General features: G+C 47.8%; 24 protein-coding genes and 1 riboswitch. Of the genes, 7 read left to right on the forward strand and 17 right to left on the reverse strand.

Annotated elements, in window-relative coordinates:
- Positions 1 to 15: 15 nt before the first annotated feature.
- The 9 genes from QWY22_RS18505 to QWY22_RS18545 form a co-directional block, all read right to left on the reverse strand.
- Positions 16 to 675, reverse strand: a complete 660-nt coding sequence (locus QWY22_RS18505) for a GntR family transcriptional regulator (protein WP_300982261.1) — start codon at positions 673 to 675, stop codon at positions 16 to 18.
- 17 nt (positions 676 to 692) lie between these two features.
- Positions 693 to 1,739 (reverse strand): ketopantoate reductase family protein, encoded by a 1,047-nt coding sequence (locus tag QWY22_RS18510; RefSeq protein WP_300982262.1) that lies wholly within the window; start codon positions 1,737 to 1,739, stop codon positions 693 to 695.
- Between the two features lie 10 nt (positions 1,740 to 1,749).
- Complete coding sequence (locus tag QWY22_RS18515; RefSeq protein ID WP_300982263.1) at positions 1,750 to 2,565, reverse strand: SDR family NAD(P)-dependent oxidoreductase; 816 nt, start codon at positions 2,563 to 2,565, stop codon at positions 1,750 to 1,752.
- Positions 2,566 to 2,749: 184 nt separating this feature from the next.
- Positions 2,750 to 3,493, reverse strand: coding sequence for an SDR family NAD(P)-dependent oxidoreductase (locus QWY22_RS18520; protein ID WP_300982264.1), 744 nt, complete (start codon positions 3,491 to 3,493; stop codon positions 2,750 to 2,752).
- Between the two features lie 142 nt (positions 3,494 to 3,635).
- Positions 3,636 to 3,998, reverse strand: a complete 363-nt coding sequence (locus QWY22_RS18525; RefSeq protein ID WP_300982265.1) for a GNAT family N-acetyltransferase — start codon at positions 3,996 to 3,998, stop codon at positions 3,636 to 3,638.
- 53 nt (positions 3,999 to 4,051) lie between these two features.
- On the reverse strand, positions 4,052 to 4,468 hold the full coding sequence (locus tag QWY22_RS18530) for a hypothetical protein (protein ID WP_300982266.1): 417 nt from the start codon (positions 4,466 to 4,468) through the stop codon (positions 4,052 to 4,054).
- Positions 4,469 to 5,063: 595 nt separating this feature from the next.
- The gene (gene pabB / locus QWY22_RS18535) at positions 5,064 to 6,797 is read right to left on the reverse strand and encodes an aminodeoxychorismate synthase component I (protein ID WP_300982267.1); all 1,734 of its coding nucleotides are present in this window, start codon (positions 6,795 to 6,797) and stop codon (positions 5,064 to 5,066) included.
- On the reverse strand, positions 6,794 to 7,399 hold the full coding sequence (locus QWY22_RS18540; RefSeq protein WP_300982268.1) for an anthranilate synthase component II: 606 nt from the start codon (positions 7,397 to 7,399) through the stop codon (positions 6,794 to 6,796). Before QWY22_RS18540 ends, pabB begins: the two co-directional genes overlap by 4 nt.
- A 234-nt stretch (positions 7,400 to 7,633) precedes the next feature.
- The gene (locus tag QWY22_RS18545; protein ID WP_300982269.1) at positions 7,634 to 8,440 is read right to left on the reverse strand and encodes an IclR family transcriptional regulator; all 807 of its coding nucleotides are present in this window, start codon (positions 8,438 to 8,440) and stop codon (positions 7,634 to 7,636) included.
- Positions 8,441 to 8,640: 200 nt separating this feature from the next.
- Between QWY22_RS18545 and QWY22_RS18550 the strand changes: the two genes are divergently transcribed.
- From QWY22_RS18550 to QWY22_RS18580, 7 genes are all read left to right on the forward strand, one after another.
- Positions 8,641 to 9,408 carry a dioxygenase family protein gene (locus QWY22_RS18550; protein ID WP_300982270.1) on the forward strand — a complete coding sequence of 256 codons (768 nt, stop codon included), beginning with the start codon at positions 8,641 to 8,643 and terminating at the stop codon, positions 9,406 to 9,408.
- 78 nt (positions 9,409 to 9,486) lie between these two features.
- On the forward strand, positions 9,487 to 10,320 hold the full coding sequence (locus tag QWY22_RS18555; protein ID WP_300982271.1) for an alpha/beta fold hydrolase: 834 nt from the start codon (positions 9,487 to 9,489) through the stop codon (positions 10,318 to 10,320).
- Between the two features lie 68 nt (positions 10,321 to 10,388).
- Positions 10,389 to 11,108 carry a carboxymuconolactone decarboxylase family protein gene (locus QWY22_RS18560; RefSeq protein ID WP_300982272.1) on the forward strand — a complete coding sequence of 240 codons (720 nt, stop codon included), beginning with the start codon at positions 10,389 to 10,391 and terminating at the stop codon, positions 11,106 to 11,108.
- Positions 11,109 to 11,128: 20 nt separating this feature from the next.
- Entirely contained in the window at positions 11,129 to 11,815 is a 687-nt protein-coding gene (locus QWY22_RS18565) for a CoA transferase subunit A (protein WP_074508958.1), read from the forward strand.
- A complete protein-coding gene (locus QWY22_RS18570) occupies positions 11,812 to 12,453 on the forward strand; it encodes a 3-oxoacid CoA-transferase subunit B (protein ID WP_300982273.1) in 642 nt (213 codons plus the stop codon). The genes QWY22_RS18565 and QWY22_RS18570 overlap by 4 nt, the downstream gene beginning before the upstream one ends.
- Positions 12,454 to 12,477: 24 nt before the next feature.
- Positions 12,478 to 13,617, forward strand: coding sequence for a muconate cycloisomerase family protein (locus tag QWY22_RS18575; RefSeq protein WP_300982274.1), 1,140 nt, complete (start codon positions 12,478 to 12,480; stop codon positions 13,615 to 13,617).
- A complete protein-coding gene (locus tag QWY22_RS18580; protein WP_300982275.1) occupies positions 13,614 to 14,807 on the forward strand; it encodes a thiolase family protein in 1,194 nt (397 codons plus the stop codon). The genes QWY22_RS18575 and QWY22_RS18580 overlap by 4 nt, the downstream gene beginning before the upstream one ends.
- Before the next feature lie 185 nt (positions 14,808 to 14,992).
- Here the strand turns inward: QWY22_RS18580 and QWY22_RS18585 are convergent, their stop codons facing one another.
- From QWY22_RS18585 to QWY22_RS18620, 8 genes are all read right to left on the reverse strand, one after another.
- Complete coding sequence (locus tag QWY22_RS18585; RefSeq protein ID WP_300982276.1) at positions 14,993 to 15,259, reverse strand: hypothetical protein; 267 nt, start codon at positions 15,257 to 15,259, stop codon at positions 14,993 to 14,995.
- A gap of 30 nt (positions 15,260 to 15,289) precedes the next feature.
- Positions 15,290 to 15,778: a flavodoxin domain-containing protein gene (locus QWY22_RS18590; RefSeq protein ID WP_300982277.1), complete on the reverse strand. Its 489-nt coding sequence runs from the start codon at positions 15,776 to 15,778 to the stop codon at positions 15,290 to 15,292.
- Positions 15,759 to 16,805 carry a ribonucleotide-diphosphate reductase subunit beta gene (locus QWY22_RS18595; RefSeq protein WP_300982278.1) on the reverse strand — a complete coding sequence of 349 codons (1,047 nt, stop codon included), beginning with the start codon at positions 16,803 to 16,805 and terminating at the stop codon, positions 15,759 to 15,761. The genes QWY22_RS18590 and QWY22_RS18595 overlap by 20 nt, the downstream gene beginning before the upstream one ends.
- 12 nt (positions 16,806 to 16,817) lie before the next feature.
- Positions 16,818 to 19,100 carry a ribonucleoside-diphosphate reductase subunit alpha gene (locus tag QWY22_RS18600; RefSeq protein ID WP_074508964.1) on the reverse strand — a complete coding sequence of 761 codons (2,283 nt, stop codon included), beginning with the start codon at positions 19,098 to 19,100 and terminating at the stop codon, positions 16,818 to 16,820.
- 1 nt (position 19,101) lies between these two features.
- The gene (locus tag QWY22_RS18605; protein ID WP_074508965.1) at positions 19,102 to 19,587 is read right to left on the reverse strand and encodes an acyl-CoA thioesterase; all 486 of its coding nucleotides are present in this window, start codon (positions 19,585 to 19,587) and stop codon (positions 19,102 to 19,104) included.
- Positions 19,588 to 19,743: 156 nt separating this feature from the next.
- A riboswitch (cobalamin riboswitch) is annotated at positions 19,744 to 19,921 on the reverse strand.
- 163 nt (positions 19,922 to 20,084) lie between these two features.
- A complete protein-coding gene (locus QWY22_RS18610; RefSeq protein WP_300982279.1) occupies positions 20,085 to 21,356 on the reverse strand; it encodes an Nramp family divalent metal transporter in 1,272 nt (423 codons plus the stop codon).
- Between the two features lie 300 nt (positions 21,357 to 21,656).
- A protein-coding gene (locus tag QWY22_RS18615; RefSeq protein WP_300982280.1) for an IS3 family transposase occupies positions 21,657 to 22,822 on the reverse strand; the annotation gives its coding sequence in 2 pieces (ribosomal slippage) (positions 21,657 to 22,546 and positions 22,546 to 22,822; 1,167 coding nt in all).
- A gap of 141 nt (positions 22,823 to 22,963) precedes the next feature.
- Positions 22,964 to 23,788 carry an undecaprenyl-diphosphate phosphatase gene (locus tag QWY22_RS18620; RefSeq protein ID WP_300982281.1) on the reverse strand — a complete coding sequence of 275 codons (825 nt, stop codon included), beginning with the start codon at positions 23,786 to 23,788 and terminating at the stop codon, positions 22,964 to 22,966.
- Positions 23,789 to 23,918 lie beyond the last annotated feature (130 nt).

Consider the following 23,918-nt stretch of genomic DNA (forward strand, 5'->3'; position numbering starts at 1 on the left):
TGTTTCCACCGTCCTTTACTCTTTGGTTGAAGCTACTTTAGACAAATCTTTTAATGCTGTTTTATAGTGGTCTGAAAATGCAAGTTGAATTTTTTCACAGTCCTTGGTCCGTAAGGCATCCAGCAAAATTTGATGGTTATGGACAACTTGTTCCACCCGCAGCGGCACCTGATTGGCAATGGTCAAAAACATGGCCCCGACCTGTGTATCGAGATGTTTATGAATGCTGATTAACCGATTATGTCTGGAGGCCCCAACAATCGTACTGTGGAATAAAATGTCGCATTGTGCCTGTTTCTCCAGATCCTTCGCAATCATCATTTGATGGAATTTCTCAAGCAGGCGCTCCAGCTTAGCAAAATCTTTTTCTTTCAAATTAGGTACAGCAAGCTGGGCTGCTTCGCCTTCCAGCAAGGCACGAAGGGTATATATTTCAAATGCATCTTGCTGGGATAACGTTGCAACAAAAGTGCCTTTATTTGTTTCATGCTTGATCAAACCTTCGTTCTGAAGCAATTTCAAGGCTTCTCGCACCGGGCCTCTGGAGATGCTAAGCTTTTCCGCTAATTGCGCCTGATTGATGCGTTCTCCTGAACGGAAATCTCCATTTAAAATCATTTTCCTTATTATTGCTGCAACATCATCTGATAAGGTCCTCTGGTCCGGGATCAGCATCTTCTTCACTCCTATTTTCAACTTGCTTTAGTAGGCAAGGATTCATAAATTTTCTTCAACTCGTAAAGGTTGTCCCAGTTCATTTCTCTGGTTCCCTGCTCTATTTCTTTGATTGAATCAACCAAAGCAGAAAGCAACGGCATTTCCACTCCGTTGTTTTTTCCAATTTCAAGTACATCGCCCAGTTGAGCATCAACTTCCGTTTCACGTTTACGGACTGCCAAATCACGCCAAATGCCGCTTTTTGTTTTCTTATTGGCCGCCATGCGCTTTGCCAATTTTTCCAGCTGCGCTTCCAATTCCTTTCGATTGCGCTGCTCTCTTGGATAAACGAGTGCCGGTTCCCAGTCATCAAAACCAAGAGGAGAAACATGCAGTTTGTCTGCCACTTCCAGTATTTCAGAACACAACTCCATCAACATTCCTCGTAAATCTTGCCTTCTGACCACTTCCGCCATCGTTTCATCTACTAAAGCGGTTGCGTACAATAGGCCTGCATACGACATCTTGCCCCACAAATATCCCCATATATTATCGGTCACTTGAGCAGGGCCCCAACATTGCAGTTTTTCTTTCAACACTGTGATCCGGCTGGAAATGGTGCCATCCAGTTCGCCTAAATACAAAGAGGCCACCCCTCCGTAAAGAATCCTTCCCGGCTCCAGATAATCGGCAGAGAAGTTAACAAAACAACCGATTGTCCGTTCTTCTCCTATCATTTTTGAAATCTTTCTTTCACACAGACCATTTTGCAATGAAATTATTTGTGAATCGGGAGTTAAAAGAGGTAAAAAAGGCAGTAGAGCTTTTTCTGTATGATGGGCTTTAACGCAAAGGAATATTGTTTCAAGAGGTACGTTTCTTTCAACTAATTGTTTTGGAGTATAAGCTGTTCCCTTAACCGTAAATGTTTCATCCGGACCTTCAATAGTGATTCCGTGTAAATTCATCTTGCTGACATGATCTTCAGCAATGTCACAAAAAATGACCGTCTCTCCTGCCCTTATCAAGTAAGCACCAAGAACACCGCCAATCGCACCAGCACCAATTATTGTAATTGCCATTTTACCCCTCCTAAAAAAGTTGCATTCCGCCATCTGCTGATATTACTTGGCCGCTTACATAACGGGCAAAATCTGATGCAAAAAAAAGAACAGGGTGCGCAATATCTTCTGGTGTTCCCAGTCTTTTTACCGAGATGGATTGAATCAGATTTACTTGTTCTTCATCAGACATCGCTTTCCACTGCCGTTCTGTGGCAGGATTCGATAACACAAACCCCGGCGCTACATTGTTGACGGTTATTCCAAATCGCCCCAATTCTCTGGCCATTTGCCTAGTAAAGCCAATCTGTCCAGCTTTGGCACTTGTATAAGCTTGTATGCCGGTCAAACTGCTGCTTCTTCCGGCACCGCTTGAAATATTGACGATTCTTCCATATCCTGCTGCCTTCATATGCGGAACAACTGCCCGCACCATGAAAAAAGTGGATTTCAGGTTAATATCAATGACTTTTTGCCAATCATCATCCGCTACTTTTTCAATTGGTTGATGCACTTGACCTGCTACACCTCCAGCCACATTGACTAAAATATCTATTTTTCCGAATTTTTTTATGACCTGGCGGATAACAGATGCTATTGCATTGGAGTTTGTGACATCGCATAGATATGTAATCACTTTTCCGGATGATCCAGATGCCTTTATGCCTTTTTCCACTTCATTTTTAGCAGCATTTAAAGGTTCTTCAAGGATATCCAGTGCAATCACTCGGGCTCCACGACCGGCAAGTTCCAAGCAGATGCTTTTGCCAATCCCATGAGCTGCACCAGTAACTAGAGCAACTTTATCCTCAAAAGTTAACTGTAAACTGTTAACACTTTGCTCCAATCCAATCCCTCCCCCGTCGATTTTTTTTAGTATATTCTTATCATTTTTAAATTGCAATACTTTTTTGAATATTTAGTTTTCTATTTTTATTACCAGGATTCTTCTTTTAGTATTAAAAAAGGAGTTGTCCACTAAGTCTATTATTTGACTTAGTGGACAGCTCCTTAAATTTTTTATTAACTGGTTATTGGGCAGTGTAGCCGCCGTCGACCATTACCGTACTGCCCGTCACAAACTCATTTTCACACAGGAAGATGATCGCATGCGCTACTTCTTCCGGCTGCCCCAAGCGTCCGATCGGATGTTTCGCTACCGCTTTGGCATAAAGTTCGGGGTTTAAAGTATTTCGATTTGACATTCCTGTCTCAATATAGCCAGGGCTTACCGCATTGACCCGAATGTTCTTGTCTGCATATTTGAGCGCCAACGATTTTGTCATCAAATTTACGGCACCTTTCGATGCAGTAACCGCAAAAGCATTCGCTTCTCCCACAGTCCCTAATATTGAAGCCGTGTTGACAATCGCACCGCCTCCGGTTTTCAGCATTTCACGAATGGCGTGTTTTGATCCGAAGAAAACCCCGTCTTGATTGACCGCAATTACTTTCCGGTAATCTTCAAAGGAAAGCTCGTGCGTTTCAGCAGTTGACCGGACTCCTGCATTATTGACCATGATGTTAAGCTGTCCAAACCGTTTGACTGTTTCGGCTACAAGGTTTGCTGCGGATTCTTCCCGGGAAGCGTCGAATTCAATAAATGCAACTTCTGCTTCATTGCCTTGAAGTTCTTTTGCAGCCGCTTCGCCGCCTTCCGTATTAATATCTGCAATGATCACATGTGCTCCTTTGTCCAGTAATGCTTTTACAGTTGCCAGTCCAATTCCGGATGCGCCGCCTGTCACAATTGCCACTTTCCCTGCCAATTGCATCTGAATTGCCTCCTTGTATGGAAAATCTCACTCATACAATTATAGCAGTTATTTTCTGAAAATTTAAATAATTTCAATAAATTTATATATAAAAGGCAATCTGTTCTTTTGAACGGATTCCTGGTTCAGCAATTTCAGGCAATCAGTTTAATACGTACTTTTTTTTTGAACAGTGTTCAATGAAATCTTTTGTTTCTGCTGTTGCCCGTATCTCACGGTCCTGCATCAGAAGCTGAATTTTTTCAATCATTTTATGTCCTAGCCCTTCGCCCCGGAAAGAAGGAAGTACGGAGATATGGTGGACTGTGAAATACGTATCGGCAACTTCCACGCCAACCAGTCCGATATAATCTTCTTCATTTTTCAATAAGTACAATTGCCAATCCGGATCTTCTGTATAGCGGCTCATGGTTTGGCATAGATTTTTCACGTTTCGTTCATTCGGCATAAAGGACAATAACCCCATCGCAATTTTCTGGCATGATTTCTTATATCTGACTAACATAAGCCCGTCCTCGCTTCTTTTTAATGTGTTGGTTTTGATGTCCGCAGGTGTTTTTAATTCATGTATATCTGGCCATCTAATTCCTCAAGCACTTCAAGTGCTGCTGCCAGCCGCTCGGCAAAGTATTCCGGACGCTCTTTCGACTCCAAATGCACACAAACAATATTCGGATTCGAAATCAGGCGCTGATTGAAATCCGTTGGCAATGGAATTGGATAAGCGTTGAAATTGGATAAGAAGCACGGAAACTCTTCAGGCAAAAGATAGATTTCCGCTTTGTTGTGTGCCATTCCATCTTCTCTGAAACGGCCAAAAGAAATATCAAAATCCAAGGTACAGCTGAAAAAAGAAGTATTGGCATGAATTTCGAGCGTTCTTTTCTTTTTGACAATACACCCTTTCGGCTGCAGCTCGACTTCCGATTTCAGCAGCATCCCTACTTTTTCCGCCACTTCTTCTAAACGTTCCATCGTAATCCACTCCTTATAAATTTTTACGTTTCTTTTAGTTCAACTAGATAAAGTCGTTTGAAACGATTCACACTGAGCACACCTTTTGTACTTCTGTTCTTTTACAAGCCGTTCCACGTACTTTGGGCAATTTGTAAATTCCCTGCTCGTAATCGGCGTTCCCACAAAGCCGCAACGATCTCCCGCAAACTTTTGCTGATGAATACTTTTTTTGTTGTGATCAATAAAATACTTCATCATTTCCGCTCCTTTTTCCGGTCCAAACATACAAAAAACGCCGAAAAGAATGTGGAGAAATTCTTTTCGGCGTTGTTTCCAGCTCTATTGTCTGTAACATCCAACCAGAGTATTTAGTTATTTATAATAAGGTAAAGTTTTTAAATTTCAGTCAGCACAGAAACACTAATGTTTTCTGATTACTTACATCCTATAACGCGTTCACCAAAATGTAAAATCTTTAGACCTATTTTTGTCAAAAATTTTTAACAAAAAGTTGAAAATTTGACCTGGAAGTTGCGGATACTTTTTTATACCCTTCCCTAAAATTTGTTAAACCTATTTTAACAAAGGCAAATTTCTCATTCGAATCTGATTTTTACTTGATGTAAACTTTCAGCCACCCTCTGACACTGTTGATGAACCACAACGCGTCAACATCCGCCAGTTCATTTTTCAAAATCACTTTTTCTTCAATTTCGCCCCGGTCAATCAAGTACTGGCGGAAAGTTCCCGGCAATAATCCGCAGCTGACAGGCGGGGTAAAAAACTTCCCGTTTTTTTCAGCGACCAGATTGCCAATCGTAAATTCAGTCAGTTCCTCTTTTTCATTCCATAACAATACCGAAAAAATGTCGCCGCTGCTCTTATGCTCGTCGTAGACTTTTCTATAAGTCGTTTTATGGAATAGAAAAGGATTGGCACTGTCTACCGGAGAATCAGCCAGTCTGCACACAACCGGCGCTTCGATTGGCTGGGTTTCGACTGCTTCCGCGATGGCATTTCCACGTTTATCTAAAAGCAGCCGCACTTTGAAAAGGCCCACTGGATGTTTTTCTGCCAAACTTTTAAGGGCTTGTTCTACCTCTGCCTTATTTCCCGGGAAATGAAAATATTTGGCCGAATCGCTTAAGCGCTCCAAATGATAAGCCAATAACGGATACGTTCCATCTTTCAGCTTCAAGGATTCCAGCAGCTCAAATTCCGGACGCTTTGCTGTCAGAACTTGCGCCTTGGTGTACAGTTCCTGGTATTCGCCTTCTGAAGTCGAGTCCCACGTAATGCCTCCGCCGACGCCGTAGCGTGCCGTTTCCCGTTCTGCATCGATGACGACTGTCCGGATCGGCACATTGAATACCGCATTTTTTTCCGGCGTGATAAAGCCGATTGCGCCGCAATACACTTCACGCGGCGACTGCTCCAGTTCTGCGATTGTTTTCATCGTGCTGATTTTCGGTGCTCCCGTGATCGATCCGCAAGGAAACAGCGCTTTGAACCAATCGTATACAGTCGCACCGCTTATGAGCTCCGCTTCCACGGTCGATGTCAACTGATGGACCGTCGGATAGGTCTCCACTTCGAAAAGTTTTGCGGCATGCACCGTTCCGGGTTTCGCCAGGCGGCTCAAGTCATTGCGGAGCAAATCAACGATCATCAAGTTCTCGGCCTGTTCTTTTTCTGAAGCTATCAGGCGCACCACGTTTGCTTCGTCTTCTGCCGTCGTGCGTCCGCGCGGCGCCGTCCCTTTCATCGGCTTCGTCGTCAATTTGCCGTTGTCGACACGGAAAAACAGCTCGGGCGATGCTGACAAAATCCGGTACTTGCCCAGATTCAAATAAGCACCATAGCCTGCCTGCTGATTTCTGGCCAGCTGATGGTAAAACGAACGGTCGCTTCCTGAGAACTTTGCATGGAGCCTTTCCGTGTAATTCACTTGATACGTATGCCCTTCTTCAATGGCTTCTTTGATTTTTCCAATGCCTTGTTTATAGCGGCTCACTGAACTCGCCATATTCCAGTCTGATACTTGGTAGGAATCTTCTATTGCTGCGGATTCCAGTGCAAGCGGCTGCTCAAAAATGCCGAACCAGACGAGCGGCATTTCTGTGCCTCCACGGACCTGCATTTCCGGCTGAAACGCAGGAGCCGCTTCGTAGGACACATAACCGGCCGCGTAATAGCCCTCTTGAATTGCCTCTTCGATGCTTTTCATAATGGCCGGCACTTCTTCCAAACGCTCGGTCTGCAGCACTTTGGCGGGGTTTTGGAATGCGATGGGCTGGATATTGCCGTCAGCCCCTTGAAACTCAAACATTAGGTAAGGGTTCGTCATTGCGCCACCTTCCTGTTCTGATTGCCCGTCCAGGCCTTTGCATCTTCATAGCAGTTTTGCAGCATGCGGAATCCCGCTTCCGTCAAAATCGACTCCGGATGAAACTGAATGCCGGTAATCGGCAGCGTCCGGTGCCGCACGCCCATCACGACGCCGTCTTCCGTTTCAGCGGTAACGATCAAACAATGCGGCATCTCCGCTTGATCGGCAATCAGCGAATGGTAGCGGGTCACTTTTGCCGGGGACGCAATCCCTGCAAATACCCCTTTTCCATCGTGGTTCATTAGCGAAACTTTGCCATGCATCGGCTGCGCTCCTTTGATGATGCGCCCTCCGAAATGCTCGACGATGGTCTGATGCCCCAGGCAAACGCCCAGGATGGGAAACTCTTCCGTAAGTGAACAGAGAATTTCCTTGGTCGCCCCCGACTGGACCGGCCGCCCTGGACCCGGTGACAGCACAATCAAATTCGGCGATAAGTTTCTCACTTCTTCGGCTGTAATTTGTCTATTTTGAAAAACGGCCACTTCCGGGTCAAACTGTTCCAGGTAATGGACCAGGTTATAAGTAAAGGAATCGTGGTTGTCGATGATGACAATCATGGGTGCACCTCTTTGCATTCAATCTATTGGTGGTTTCATTATACTTTTTTGTGCTCACAATGTGTGAATTCGGAGAGAAAAAAGGGATGCTGCAAGTAAACTCCGATTTGCAGCAAGTACCCATGGATTTGTCGCAAGTAATGTCCCGTTTGCCGCAAGTGAATTTTCTTTGCAGCAAGTAACTCCCCTCTTCTGCAAAGAAAACCCAGCCATATGGAATGGCCGGGCTTTTTGTTATTCAAAAGATGAGCTATTAGCGGCGGCAAGCGCCTGGCCAATCTGTTCGGCAGCTTCTTGGAGCAGCGGCAGGAATTCTTCGCGCAGCACATCCTTGTTGACGCGTCCAGCATGTACGGAACAATTCATCGCTGCAATGACTTTGCCGCGGGCATTCCGAATGGGCACGGCAATGGAACGCAGACCTTCTTCGAACTGCTGATCGACGCCGCCCCAATTTTTCTCACGCACTCCTTCCAATACTTTAAGAAACTCTTCTTTGTCGGTAATGGTTTTGTCTGTAAATTTTTCGAAGTTCATCTTTTCCAAGTAAGCTTCCAGCTCCGCTTTCGGCAAATTGGCGAGAAGCACATGCCCCATGGACGTCGCATATGCTGGAAGACGGGAACCGACGCCGAGGTTGATCGACATGATGCGTTTTGTCGAGACTCGGGCAACATAGAGGATATCCGCTCCATCCAATATAGAGATGGAACACGATTCCCCCGTCTGGTCGACGAATTGCTTCATAAACGGATGGGCCATGCTCCAGCTGTTATTGGAAGATAAGTAAGCATAGCCCAACGATAAAGTCCGTGCCGTTAAGGAATAACTGCCGTTTTTCGATTCGGCAAAACCGAGCGCTTCAAGTGTTAAAAGGATGCGCCGTGCCGCCGGTCTGCTTAGCCCGGTTTTTTTGGCAGCATCGCTGACGGTCATGGACGAGTGTTGCTGCGAAAAAGCCTGAATGACCTGTAATCCGCGCTCCAGTGACTGGATATAGTCACCCGATTTTTTAAAATTGTCTAATTCTTCTGTTGACATTTGCTTTGCCCCCTGTGTAAGATGATATTGTACGAAAATCGATACTTTGTACGTTTATCGTACAATAAACATTCTTGCATTGCAAGTGCTATTGTTCAATCCGTTCTTTTTTTAGCAGAACATGAATGCGTTTACATTTTGATGAACTGACTCACAAAGGAAATTCAGCATGACCATAATTTTTATGAGGAGGAATTTAGATGACAGAAACAGTAGTAAAAAATGAACGCGTGTTATCAGCTTACGAGGGCTTCGTCAAACACATGAAAAACTTCTTGGACGAGCAGCAATTCAACCACGAGGAATACACGAACTTTGTAAAATGGGCAGACCGCCTTGGGCGCAGCGGAGAAATCCCGTTGTTCTTGGATGTATTTGTAGAAACGCATGTTTTGGAAGCAAAATATAAAAATTCTCCAGGTACCGAGCCTTCCCTTCTTGGACCTTATTATGTAGAAAATCCGCCTTTGCTCGAAGAAGCGCCATTCGTTATCCCGCAGCGCGAAAACGAACCGGGCGACAAACTCGTATTTTCCGGCAATGTCAGCTCTGTAAACGGACCGCTTAAAAACACAAAAGTGGAGTGGTGGCAGGACGACGCAGACGGCCTGTATTCGAACTTCGACTCCACGGCACCGGACTTCAATCTTCGCGGCCAGTTCTATACGGATGAAAAAGGCAATTTTGAAGTGCACTCAATCGTCCCGATCCCTTATCAAATCCCGACTTCAGGACCGACTGGCGAGTTCACGTTTGCAGCAGGCTACCACGCTTACCGCCCTGCGCATATCCATATCAAATTTGAGCATGAAGGCCATGAAACATTGATTACCCAAGTATTCTTCGAAGGCGACCAGTGGCTGGAAACAGACGTAGCCGGTGGTGTCCGCTCTTCTTTGCTGACGAAGCTGATCGACAAAGATGACCATAAAGAAGCATCCTTGAACTTTGTCATGAGAACCGAATAAGCAAAAATCCTATGGCTGTCGAGGAAATCTTGGCAGCTTCTTCTTATTAAGGCCAATCTTTGAACCGAGGTGGAACTGATGGAATTGTACAAAGTGAATGTAAATGGAAATGAGATTCAAGTAGCGGATTATCCAGGGGGAAAAGGTCCGATTGTGGCGATCCACGGACTGACTGGCACCCATAAGAATATGCATTATTACGCAGAAAAGCTGAAAGGCGATTACCGCTTTATCGCGGTGGACCTTCGAGGGCGCGGAAACAGTTCGGAAGCCGATCCGGATACTTCCATCTTCAAACACGCGGAAGATATTCTTGGTCTGATTGACGAATTGAAGCTGGAAAATCCGATTTTGCTGGGCTATTCGATGGGCGGATTTATCTCTGCAATTGTGGCAAGCCGCTTAAAATCCGTGAAGGCACTGATTTTACTGGACGGCGCCGCCAAAACGACCGAACACCAGCGCGGGATTATCCAGCCGTCGCTCGGCCGCATCAGCCGCCATTTCGATTCCAAGGAACATTATGCAGAAGAAATCAAGAAAATCTATGCAAATCTTGGCATTGAATGGACAGATGTGCTGCAGGAGACCGCTGAATATGAAGTCGGGGCCACTGGCGGCCACTGGGAAAACAAAGCCGACGAGTCCCGGATTGTTGCCGACTTTGAAAGCTTCTATACATTTGACCCGGCAGCAACCGGCAAAGACATCAACTGCCCAACCCTGCTTGTGTATGCCGAAGGAAACATCGGCTCCATGCCGCCGCTGTTCTATCTCGACGATTACAAAGAAACGCAGGCTGCTATCAAACAAATCGATACAGTCGTTTCAGACTGCAATCATTACACCATGGTTTTTGAACAACGGGATGATATTCAAAAAGACATAGAGGTTTTCTTGAATAAAATCTAATCTACTTTTTCACATCCCCTCCGCCATATCCGGCAAGTTTAAAATAATTTTTTTCTAGGAGTGTAGTTATGAGCAAAGCGTTGGAATATTTTAAGGAAGTTTATGACGTTGTTCCGGGATGGGTGCAGAAAATGCACGATTACAGCCCGGAAGTTTTGGATAAATATACTGGCATCCGCGGCGAAATCATGCAGGACGGTTCGCTGTCGCGCAAAGAAAAAGACGCGTTGATTGCCAGCATGAATGCAGCCCGCCTTTACTCGCGCAGCATGCTGTTCCATACAAAAGGGGCCGTCGATTTCGGCTACTCTGCAGCGGAACTGCTTGAGTTTTTCCTGACTGCTTACTTGTACAAAGGCGATGCAGCGTTGAAAAGAGCGTTTGAAGCGATTCCGTATGCACTCGAATTGAGCGGCAACCCGGTCGTTCTTCCGGAAGCCACTCCTGAAACGGCTGATGATTTGCTCGGCACGATGCTTGGCTGGCTGAAAGATGAAGAGACGGCTTATCTAGAACAAGTGGTTTCAGCAATCAAACAAGGGAACAAAGAAGAGCTGGCGGCTTTGATTCTGGCAGACGGCAAAGTCTCTTCAAAATTAAAGCATCTGAATATGGCGGGCAACTTTATCGTGGAACTCGACGGCAGCGGGGCTGCGCCGTGGATGGAAAAAGCGCGCGCAGCCGGTGGATCGGAAGCAGATTTGGCGGATCTTGGCTATATTTGCATCCTGACGGCCGGCATCCCCGCCTGGTTTGAATTGAGCGACTCATTAAAAACGGTGGAATAAGCACGGAATGGAGGAACACCATGTCAAAAATACAGCATGACATACAACAAGCATTATCTTACGTAAAATCAGGGGATACCGTTTTAGTCGGCGGCTTTGGCTTGATCGGCGCTCCTCTTACCCTAATAGATGGACTGACGGAAAAAGACGTCAACGATTTGACGATTGTCAGCAACAACCTCGGAGAGTCCGGCAAAGGGCTCGGCATCCTGTTGAACCAGAACAAGATCAAAAAAGGCATCGGCTCTTATTTCACGAGCAACCGTGATGTGGGCGATAAATACCAAAGGGGCGAAATTGAACTCGAGCTCCTGCCGCAAGGGACGCTCGCCGAATCGATGCGGGCAGGCGGTGCCGGAATTGGCGGCTATTATACGACGACCGGCGTCGGCACAGACCTCGCTAAAGGAAAAGAAGAACGCGAAATCGACGGTGTGAAGTACATCCTTGAAAAAGCGATCCGTGCAGACGTTGCGTTGATCCGCGCCCATAAAGCGGATACACTCGGAAATCTTGTGTATTACAAGACGGCACGAAACTTCAACCCCTTGATGGCGACCGCTGCGAAAACAGTGATTGTCGAAGTGGATGAAATCGTAGAGCCGGGCGAATTGAATCCGGAAGAAATCGTGACGCCTTTCATCTATGTGGATTTCATTGTGAAAGCCCAGCAAATCCTGACAAAAGAAGGAGTGGTGAGCGTATGACAACCCAGATGAGCAAAGCAGAAACTCAGCATATGATTGCGAAGCGCGTCGCTCTTGAACTCCAAGGCCCTTGCACCGTCAACCTTGGAATCGGCATTCCGACGCTGGTGGCGGAATACATGACCGCTGATGATATTTACCTCCACACGGAAAACGGCCTGCTCGGTGTAACGGATGTCGAGGAAGCGGATATCGATCCGAACTTGGTCAATGCCGGAAAATTGCCGGTCGGCGAAGCAATCGGTTCCTCTTTCTTCAACAGCTCGGATTCGTTTGCGATGATCCGCGGCGGACATGTCGATGTTGCCATACTCGGTGCACTGCAAGTAGACGAAACCGGCGTCATTGCCAACTGGGCGGTTCCCGGCAAAAACATCATGGGTGTCGGCGGTGCGATGGACCTGCTCGTCGGCGCTAAAAAAGTCTTTGTCACAATGAACCATACCTCCAAAGACGGCAGCTCGAAATTGCTGAAAGAATGCACCTACCCCATTACATCGACGCGCCAAGTGGATATGATTTTTACAGAACTGGCAGTATTCAATGTAGAAGATGGACAATTAAAACTGGTCGATTTAATGCCGGGAGCAACGATTGAAGAAGTCCGTGAAAAAACGGAAGCAGCTTTTATTGAGTAAAATGCAGAAAGTGGGTTTATTCGCATGAAAATACGTTCTTTTGAAGTTTATATATTGGATTTGCCGACCATCCGTCCCCATCAACTGGCCATGCACACCATTACCGTGCAGACGATTGTGGTCGGCTGTGTGACAGACGACGAAGGCCGCGAAGGCTGGTCCGAAGTCGCGACAATCGGCGGCGCATCCTACGGCGAATCAACGCCGGAAGCCATCAAGGCGAATATCGACACGTACATCACCCCTCTGATCATCGGACAGGACCCGAATCATTTTGACCGCATCATGAACGATGTGGCGAAACTTGTTCGCGGCAATTACTTCGCCAAAACCGTTGTGGAAAATGCCATTATCGACTTGGCGGCGAAAGCGAAAAACATCCCCGCTTTCGAATTGTTCGGCGGCCAGATCCACAAATCCCTGCCGATTGCGTGGACGCTCGCTAGCGGCAATACCGAAAAAGACATTGAAGAAGCACAGGAAATGCTGGAGAAAAAGCGCCATAATATCTTCAAGCTGAAAATCGGCAAAGGCGATCCGTTCAAGAACGTCGAGCATGTCCGCAGCATCAAAGAAGTGCTCGGCGATGCGGCGCGCCTGACAGTCGACGTCAACCAGGCATGGGATGAAGATACTTCGAATTATTGCATCGCAGCACTCGAGGCAGCTGGCGTTTCGATGGTCGAACAGCCGCTTGCTGCATGGGATTTTGAAGGCATGTCCCGCCTCACTGCCAAATTCAACGTGCCGATCATGGCGGACGAAGCAGCGACGAGCATCCAGGACGTTTTCCGGATTGCGAAGTATCGCGCCGGCAACTCCATTGCCCTAAAACCATGCAAGCACGGCGGCATGACTCAGACAAAAAAAGTGGTTGGCATCGCTGAAGCGTCTGGCCTCGGGCTATACGGCGGCACGATGATCGAGTCGAGCCTTGGGACAGCCGCGTGCGCTCAGTTGTATTCAACAATTTCTGACATGAAATTCGGCACCGAAATTTTCGGTCCCCTGTTGTTCAAAGACAATGTCACGGTCAATGACATCAAGTTCGAGAACTTTGAAGTGATTGTTCCGGACGGACCGGGATTCGGCATGGAAATCGACAAGGAAAAAGTGAAGCATTACGCACGGGAATTTTCCGGAAAACAGGAGATGATGAATTGAAGAATGTAGTAATTGTAGATTCTGTCAGAACCGCCATCGGAAAACTGGGCGGCACAATCGGCAATGAAACCGTCGATTTGCTTGGCGCCCACGTCATTGAAGAATTGCTCCGCCGCACTGGGCTTGACCCGGCTTCTGTCGAAGAAGTGATCATGGGACAGGCAAAGCAAAGTGCAGACGTTTCAAACTTGGCGCGCGTTGCTTTGCTGCGCGCCGGGCTTCCTGTCGAAGTGCCGGGCTACACCTTGCACCGTCAATGCGGTTCCGGCGTGCAGGCCGTCAATTCCGCTGTGCAGCAGATTGGCATGGGACTCGGCGACATCATCATCGCCGGCGGCGCCGAATCGATGAGCACCGCACCTTATTACGTCAACAAGGTGCGCTTCGGTACGGGTTCCGGCGATGTCTTGTTGAAAGACCCAAATACGGCGAGCCAGCCCGGTTCGCAGCCGGTGGAAACCTACGGCGAGCTGAATATGGGCATCACGGCGGAAAATGTCGCGGAGAAACACAAGATTTCGCGTGAGGAACAGGATGAATTTGCGCTGGAGAGCCAGGAACGGGCAGCAAATGCCATTGAAAAAGGCTTGTTTGATTCACAGATTGCGCCTTACTCGGTAAAAACACGCAAAGGTTCCATTGAGTTTAAAACGGATGAGCATCCGCGCCAAACTTCCCTTGAAAAACTGGCTGCACTAAAGCCGGTCTTTAAAGAAGGCGGCACCGTCACAGCAGGCAATGCCAGCGGACGAAACGACGGCGCGGCGGCATTGCTCGTTATGTCGGAAGACGAAGCGCTGAAACGCGGACTTCAGCCGAAAGCGCGCGTCATTGCGCAAGCGGCAGTCGGCTGTTCTCCGGAAGTGATGGGCATGGGTCCAGTGCACGCGACGTTCAAAGCATTGAAGCAAGTAAACTTGAAGATTGAAGATATCGACATCATCGAACTCAACGAAGCGTTCGCTTCCCAGGCAGTCGCCTGCATCAACGAACTTGGTACTGACCGCAGCCGGGTCAACCCGAACGGCGGCGCTATTGCAATGGGCCACCCAATCGGTGCGACCGGCGCCATCCTGTTGACGAAGCTCGTGCATGAACTCGAGCGCACCGGCAAGAAGTACGGCGTCGTCACGCTGTGCATCGCCGGCGGCATGGGGATTGCGTCAGTTGTGGAGAATTTGAGGGTTTAAGAGTGCAGTGCAGGATCCGCTGATTTTCAGTGGGTCCTTTTTTTGCTGCGGCGGGAGTGAATGCGTCGGAACGCAAATAAATCCCCGGAACGCAGATAAATCTCTTCGATCGCAGATAAATCCCCTGGAATGCAAAAACAGAGCGGCGCGTGGCCGCTCTGTTTGAAATTACTGTTCGTCAAAAATTAATTATTTTCGTCTTCTTCATTCTCGTCGTTTTCGTTTTCGTCAGCTTCGTTTTCATTTTCATCGGCTTCATTTTCGTCTGACTCATTTTCATTTTCATCGGCTTCGTTCTCGTTCGTCTCGTTTTCATTTTCTTCATTCTCGTTTTCGTTCACTTCAGATTCATTCTCATTTTCTGAATCGCCGCTGTTTCCTCCGCAAGCTGCGAGCATGCTTAAGGATAAAAAGGCAGCTGCACCGAGTTTCCACCAATTATTTACCGTCATCCAAGTTCCTCCTCAGTAATGGTCTTTCCCCTACTGATTATACCCGCCAATATACCGAGGAAACGCTGGCAGCCTTTTTGTGAAGCTGGCAATCAATTTTTCACATCGTATGATATCTGCCTCTTGAGGCGCCAGCTCAATTTTTAACGTCGCGGCCAGTTCCGTCTGTACAAACAGCATATCCCGGAAGCGGTCGACAGCGCCGCAGAATTCGGCGAAAAAGCTGTCGCCGGTCCCGAAGACAGCCGTCACCAATCCGGTTCGGTCCAACCTCTCGAATGCCTCGAATAAGCCGTGCATTTCTTTCGGAATCTCGCCGCTGCCCCATGTATAGGTGCCGACCATAACTGCGTCGTAACGTGAGAGTTCAGCAAGCGGGAAGTCCGCTACTGGCCAAAGCTCCACTTCCAGCTCCTTGGAAAGGCCGATTTCCTGCAATATCTCCGCCACCGCTTTCGTATTCCCAGTGACAGATGCGTAGATGATGGCAATCCGCGGTTCATAGTTCGTCGAAGCCATTCGACTGCGACACTTTCGAATAGGTCCGGGATTTCTGCTCGAAAAAGTCCGATTTGGTTTCATTCATCATGTCATCTCCAAACACCTGGATCCACGGCATCGGGTTGTTTTGTTCTGCGTACAGGTTGTCGAGTCCGAGCTGGCGCAGGCGTTTGTTGGCCAAGTATTCGACATAGCCTTCGAATTCGTCCAGATCAAGTCCCTGGATGTCCTTCAGAATGTGACGCGCCCATTCTTTCTCCAGCTCCACCGCTTTGTCTACAGCGTCATAGACGTATTGGATGTTTTCTTCGGTATTCAGTTCCGGATTTTCCGTTAGCATGATGCGGATAAACTGGGAAATGAAATACGCATGCTGCATTTCATCGCGTTGGATGTAGCTGATCATCGTACTCGTTTTGAGCATTTTCTGCTGGCGCGCCAAATGATAGAAAAAGGCGAAGCCGGCGTAGAAATAAATGCCTTCCAGGTTGATCGAATTGACGCTCAAGCGGAACAAGGTCTGCGGCGTTGGGTTCTGGCGGAACGCCTCGTAGGCATCCAGGATCAGGTCGTTGCGCTTTCTTACGATTGAATCGCTTTTCGCCTGGTTGAAGCGCGCATTTTGCTCGCTGATCGACACCAGTGAACTTAGGATATACGAATACGACTCGTTGTGCACCGCTTCCTGTTGGGAAATGACCGCGAAAATCGCCTTGAAGCTCGAGTCGGTGACATAGTCCATCGCCTGGCTCATTGTCGGCGTCTGCAGGCTGTCGAGCGACGCCAGCTGCGTGTTGATGCGCAGAAATACGTCCCGTTCAACATCCGTCAAATGGTCCCATTGCTTGATGTCGTCCTGCATATTGATTTCCTGCGCTTTCCAGAAGTTCGACAAAAGCGTTTGGTACAAATCGTACATTTGCGGATAGGCGATATCGTTCCAGTTTAATAAACCGGACGATTCCCCGTTGATGATGCCGGTGGATTTATTCGGCTGCTCGGGATTGAGCAGCTTGATCTTTTGCAGTGGTGCGTGAATGGACATAGTGGTTCCTCCTTAGCTTTGGCATGCTTCGCATTCTTCGATTTCCGCCTGGGATGTGCTGCGGACGTAGTACGTCGTCTTCAAGCCCTGTTCCCATGCTTCAAAATGCAGCCCCAGCAATTCTTTCGCTTTGATCGTATGCGGCACATAGAAATTGAAGCTGATGGCCTGGTCAATATGGCGCTGGCGGGCCGCGTTCTGGCGGATGCTCCAGTTTTGGTCGAGTACGTGGCGTGCGCGGCGGTAATAATCATAAGTGTTGTGGTCAAGATCCGGCGCCGTCACTTTGAATTTGAAGTTTTTCTTTTCTTCCGCAAATTCCACTGCATAGAGCGGGTCGATGCCGTCCGTTGAGCCGCCGATTTTAGCCGTCGATGAGTTCGGTGCCACCGCCATCATCCAGCCGTTGCGGACGCCGTTTTCCGTAATGGCGCTTTGCAATTCGTTCCAGCGAACGCTTGTATAGCCTTTTCGGTCAAAATACTCGCCGGTCTCCCATTCGGAGCCAGCAAATTCGCGGTATGCGCCTTTTTCCTTGGCAAGTTCCATCGAAGAGAGAATGGTATAGTAGGCGATTTCTTCGTACAATTTATCAGCAAACGCCACGGCTTCCTCGGTTTCCCAGTGGATGCCTTCAAGCGCCAAAAGATGGTGCCATCCGAAAGTCCCTAAACCAACTGCTCTATATTTCTTATTTGTTGCATCGGCCTGACCGACGGAAATGGTATTCAAATCAATGACGTTATCCAGCATGCGCATCTGAATCGGCACTAGGCGTTCCAGCACTTCTGCTTTCACCGCACGCGGCAAGTTGATCGATGACAAGTTGCAGACGACAAAATCGCCCGGCTTGCGGATCATCACAAGGTTGCCGTCTTCGTCCGTATATTCTTTTGTGATGGTTGTAGCTGACATATTTTGGGTTATTTCTGTACACAAATTACTACAGTAAATCGATGTAAGCCCCTTGCCGCGCAAGTGCTTGTTCGGGTTCTGGCGGTTGACTTCGTCGCGGTAGAACATATATGGCGTGCCGGTCTCAAGCTGCGACACCATGATGCGCGCCATAATGTCCATCGCCCGGTAGGTTTTCCGCGGCAATAACGGATTGCTGACCGCTTCTTCGTATTTCTCTTTGAAGTGCTTGACGTCCGTTTCATCGTAAAAGTCTTCCAGGCCAAGTGCAGTTCCCGCACTGTCTTTCCAGCCCATGATGGTCTTCACTTGGTGCGGGCAGAACGTATGCCATTCGCCGGTGCTGCGGCCGTTTTCATCGGTTTCCTTCAGCTTTTCCATGAATAGGTCTGGAATCGCCACGCCGGTGAAAATGTCGTGTGCTTTCCGGCGCTCGTCGCCGTTGTTCGTCTTCAAATCCAGGAAGCCGTTCATGATGTCTTTATGGAACACGTCCAGGTAAATCGCGACTGCGCCTTGGCGCTGGCCGAGCTGGTCGACGCTGACCGCCGTGTCGTTGACAAGGCGGATCCACGGAATGACGCCGGACGAATTGCCTTTGAATTTTTTGATGTCAGATCCCAAAGCGCGCACTTTGCCGTAATAGACGCCGATGCCGCCGCCGTCTTTGCTGAGGCGTGCAATGTCCCAGTTGTTCAAGTAAATGCCGTCAAGCGAATCGTCCACCGTATCGATAAAGCAGGAAGACAGCTGGCCAAAGCTCTTTCCTGCGTTCGACAGCGTCGGTGTTGCCACGGTCATATACAGATTGCTCATCGCCCAGTAAGCTTCCTTCACCAAGTCCATGCGCTTTTCCTTCGGTTCGTTTTGCATCAGCGTCATCGCGATGACAAGGAAACGCTCCTGCGGCAATTCGTGGACATTTCCTTCGTAATCCTTCGCCAAATAGCGGTCTGCCAGTAAAAACAAGCCGATGTAATTGAACAAAAGATCGCGATCTTCCTGGATTTCATTGCCCAGAGCCCCGATTTCCTCTTTTGAATAGCTCTTCAGCAAGTCACCGGAATAGATGCCGATGCTGCTCAGTTTTTCCACCAGTTCATAAAAATCGCCGTATTTGGATTCTGCCTGGTAGCCCCGACTATTCGCCGCGCCTTTGTACAAATCATTCAAATAAAGTTCCGCGGCAACGAATGTCCAATCCGGTTCCGCCATGGAAATGCGGTTGAGCGCATAAATCAAAGACTGCTCGCCTTTTGCCTGCGTTTCGAGTTCTGCTACTTTTTCGAGCAGCGGTGCGGCGTCGAGTTTGTAGACATCTCTCGCCCGCAGGATTGCTTTTGTCACGGCATCCGTTTCTGTGTAGATAAATGTATTCATATTAAACCAGCTCCTTTGCGTATTCGTTGATTTTCATGCGGCGCTGCTTGCGCTCCTGTGCACTTTTGAACAGCTTTTTCTCGTGTTCTGTTTCCGGCACCACTCCCGGCACCGGCGTCGGCTTTCCTGCTTCATCGACGGCGACCATCGTCAAAATGGCGGTGGTCGTCAAGGTTTTCTCCCCCGACTCGATGCTTTGGCATTCCGCTTTCACGTACACTTCCATCGATGTGCGCCCCGTGGATATGACGACGCCTTCCAGGAGCAGGACATTGCCGACCCGTGCGGACGACAGAAAGTTCACCGTGTCGATCGACGCGGTCACCACAGCTTTGCCGCTGTGTTTCATCGCCGTAACGGCGGCGATTTCATCGATATAGGCGAGCACGGCACCGCCAAAAATGGTCCCCATGTGGTTCGTGTCCGGCGGCAGCACCAATTTGGTCTGAATGGTCCGCGAACGGCCTGCTGTAATTTGCTCTGTCATCGCTATTCCCCCAGTCGGTATTTGGGCATATAAAAAACCCATCTTCTCAAGCGAGAGGATGGGTCGGATAAACGTAAATAATCAGGCGGAAACCGGCAAAAAGCCGCTGCACCGCGCAGAGTACCTTCGTTATACCTCCCAGCTCCCGGAGAAGGTCATTAACTTATAACGATGGCAGGTCTCCTGGCTCGTGCGTCTTCCTACACTATGTCCTTCCCGTCCGTTGGACAGTGGATTGCCATAGTTCGTCAGCACTTACAGTTGCGGGTACAGCTCCGGTTTTCAGCGGATTCCCTATTAAGCCTTTTCAGGCACCATTGTTATTGGTTTTACTATATATAGTGTTGTTTTTTATACAATTTACTAAATACTGTATCTATAAACTATAAACCAGATCTTTTTCTTTTACAAGCCAAGAATGCAGTCCAAAAATACAAAAGCCCGCAAGCATCGGCTTGCGGACTTCGCCGTTCTAAAGGTGCAGCTGCTGATGGCCGTTAAAGCAATTTCATCAGCTCAACGGCTCCGAGATAAACAAAAACGACGACACATGCAGTTAAAACGGTATTTGTGATCCATCCGTTCCGGAATTCCCGGTCCACCCGTTTGGAATTGAGCAAAAGCATTAGGCTGATAGCCAGAAACGGCATGAACAGCGCACCGAGCGCTCCGTATAAAATAACGAGCAGGACTGGCTGGCCGAAAAACAGCAGCAGCATGGGCGGGAATGTCAGCCAAAGCAGATACGCACGGTACGCAAAGTCTTTTTTCGAAACTTTTCTATCGGAATGCGCCCCTTTTTTTCGCACCATCCGGACAAAATCCGCAAACAGATACGGCACTCCGTTCCAAACACCCAATAACGAAGAAAAAGCGGCTGACCAGGCGCCGATTAAAAACAGCCAGCGGGCAAAAGAACCAAATTCATCGCTGTACAGATTCGAGAGCGACACCAGCCCTTCCTCGCCGTTGATTTCAATGCCGGTGCCGAATAAGAATTCCGCTCCGACGACCAAAAGCGATAAGGTGAAAATTGCTGTAATGATGTAGCCCGTAGCAGAGTCCATGCGCATCATCGGGATCCAGGATTTGCCCTCCCAATTTTTTTCGCGGATCCAGTAGCCGTAGGACGCCATCGTAATTGTTCCTCCCACACCGCCGAGCAGGCCTAAAACCAGCAGCAGCGAACTTCCGCCGGTCCGTGGGACAAAGCCGCTTACAATGTTGCCGATATCCGGCAGAAGGATCACTGCAGAACCCACCACCGTAATAAACATGAGGCCCACCATGAAAGTCATCACTTTTTCAAAGAGTTGATAATGCCCGAGCATCACCAAAGCCAGCCCCGCCAATCCGTGTATCACCGCCCATGCCCAGAGCGGCATAATCGGGAACATGGTGACCATCATGATGGCGCTTGTCGACATGGCGGCGGCTCCGTAACTGAATCCCCAAATGATGGAGTAGACGCCGAAATAGCCGGTCGCCCATTTTCCGAGTGAATGCCAGCCTTCCAAAATCGACTGTCCTGTGGCAAGCTGCCATCGCCCCATTCCTTCGGTAAAGTAAAACTTGAACAACGACCCGAGCAGAATCGCCCATCCGAGCGTCATGCCAAAAGCCGCGCCGGCCACAAGAGCCGCAATCAAATCGCCGGTCCCGACGCCGGTTGCAGCGGTTACAAATCCTGGTCCGACTAATTTGGCTTTCCCTGTAAATGTCTTTGGCGGAGCAGGTACTGAGTTTTCAGTGCGAGAAATTGTAGACATGCAATAACCTCCCTGTACGTTTTTTATTGCACCAAAACTAGGTCCGTTTTGTGGCGAGCTTCAGGATGTATGCGTGCAGTGATTTTTCTAAAAGCTTTTTTCATTGCTGCTCGTTTCTTCAACTGCTGTTTACATAAATTATAAAACAAGTGAATCTAAAATTGATAGAATTTTCAATAAAAAGGTATCCCGTTAAATGGAGCAGTCAAAACAGCTAACTAGTTCCTCTTTTATTTTTCACATAAAAACCCCGATCTTTAGACTGACATAGCGATTTGAGACACATATAAAACACCTTTATTAGGCTGCTTGCGCCCCAAATTCCTTGGGTGCCAGGTAGCCTAATTTTTCGAGAATCCGGTCTTCGTTGTAGTAGCGCATATATTCGTTTACTTTCTCGACGACTTGAAAGTTGTTCAACGAATTGAATTTGACGTATTGAAATTCTTCCGACTTGATATTCGAATGGAACGATTCAATCACTGCGTTATCCCAACAGTTTCCGCGCCGCGACATGCTGCTCACGGCGTGTTTCTCCTGAATCAAATTCTGATAGGCAGACGACGTGTAGACGCTGCCTTGATCGGAATGGATGGTAATCCCCTCGGGATAGCTCCGCAGTTTCAGCGCCTCCTTCAATGTATCGATAACGAGCGGCGTCTGCTGATGGTCGTAGAGCTTGTACGCAACGATTTCGTTGTTGTATAGGTCCATGATTGTCGACAAGTAAAGCGTCGAACTTCCGTATTGGATATAGGTAATATCCGTCACCCATTTCTCGTTAGGGGCAGCGGCAGTAAAATTCCGTTCCAACCGGTTCGGTGCCACAATGACCGATTCCCCCTGTGATTTCCATTTCCGTTTCTTCTTCACCCGGCATTGCAGGTTGTGTTTTTGCATGATGCGCTGAACGGTATTGCGATGTCTCGTGGTCTTGTAGTCTTTTTGGAGTAGTTTCTTGATTTTCCGATGGCCAAAGCGGTATTTCGTTTTCTTACATATCGCGATAATATCTTTCTCTACTTGTGTCATGTCACTGGTAGGGCCGTCGGCCATCCACCGGTAATAGGTGGAACGTGGCACACCTAATGCAGAAAGAATCACCGAGACGGTATACTTCTTGCGGTAGGTCTCCACAAGTTGAAGAACTACTTGTTTTCCAACTCCTTTTTGATCTCCAAATACTTTTTTAAGATGTCATTCTCCATTTTCAAATGCGCATTTTGGCGATCTTTCTTTTCCACTTCACTGGCGAATTCCGGTCCGTGTCCAAAGCTATATTGCTTGCCAATTGGCTGGTCAAAACGATGAATTTCATTATTCCGATACCATCTCATCCAGGTCTTAATTTGGGAATAGTTTTTAATCCCATACTTCTCCATAATCTCCTTGTTGGTTAACTCCCCATTCATCTTATCTTTTACAACAGCCCATTTAATCTCGCTAGAATATACGTTTTTGCCCATGCAAAAACACCTCCGATTTGTGTACTTGTTAAAAGTGTACCATCTCGAAGGTGTTTTATATTGTCCCATTTAATTATGTTAGTCTACTTCTCTTGGAGAAAATCGGGGTTCCGGAGCAGCAGATGGCTAGTGCATCGGCATTTATAGATAAACGATGTAAATCAATGCCGCAAGGACGATTCGGTAAATCGCAAAAGGCACCAATTTAATTTTATCGATCAATTTCAAGAAGAACTTGACGACGACGAGCGCCACGATAAAGGCACTGATGAAACCGACGATAAAGAACGGAAGGGCATCCATCGTGAAGTATTCCCAGTTTTTCAACAGTGACAGGCCGCTGGCGCCCAGCATGATCGGCACCGCCATGATGAACGTGAAGTCAGCCGCCGAGTGGTGGCTCATTCTCAGCAATACCCCACCGGCAATTGTTGAACCGGAACGCGAGAATCCTGGCCAGAGGCCGAGACACTGGAACAGACCCATTCCGAATGCCTGCTTGTAGGTCATTTGGTCAACCGTGTCGATATGCGGTTTTTTCTTGGTGACGAAGTCGGCAATCAGCATCAGGATCGCGCCAAGCACCAGGCCGATGATGACCGTTTCCACAGAAAACAAATATTCATCTATGTAATCTTCGAACAACAAGCCGAGAACTCCGGCCGGGATTAATCCGACAATTACTTTTGTTAAGCTGAGCCGCTGCTTTTTGCCAGCTGTCTCTTTTCTGTTCAATCCAAGCAAATCTTTGAATCGGTCTTTAAAGACGATGACGACAGCGAGGATGGACCCCAGCTGAATGACGACTTTGAACGTGTTCGCGACCGGTTCTGTGTAAAGTTCTTTTGAATTCAGCCAAATGTCATCCACGATGATCATATGGCCTGTTGAAGAGACCGGCGCGAATTCCGTCAAGCCTTCAACAATCCCCAATACCATTGCTACAAATAATTCCCATAACTGCATGTTCTTTTTCTCCTTTAACCTCAAATAATTATTGTTCTTTATAAATTAAACCAAATAAGCAGTAGAAACGACCAATCTGAATGAAAAAAGTTTCCAAACTTTTTTGCCCAGTACCTTAAATTTTTTACCA

This window comes from Planococcus liqunii (assembly GCF_030413595.1).
Classification (GTDB): Bacteria; Bacillota; Bacilli; order Bacillales_A; family Planococcaceae; genus Planococcus; species Planococcus liqunii.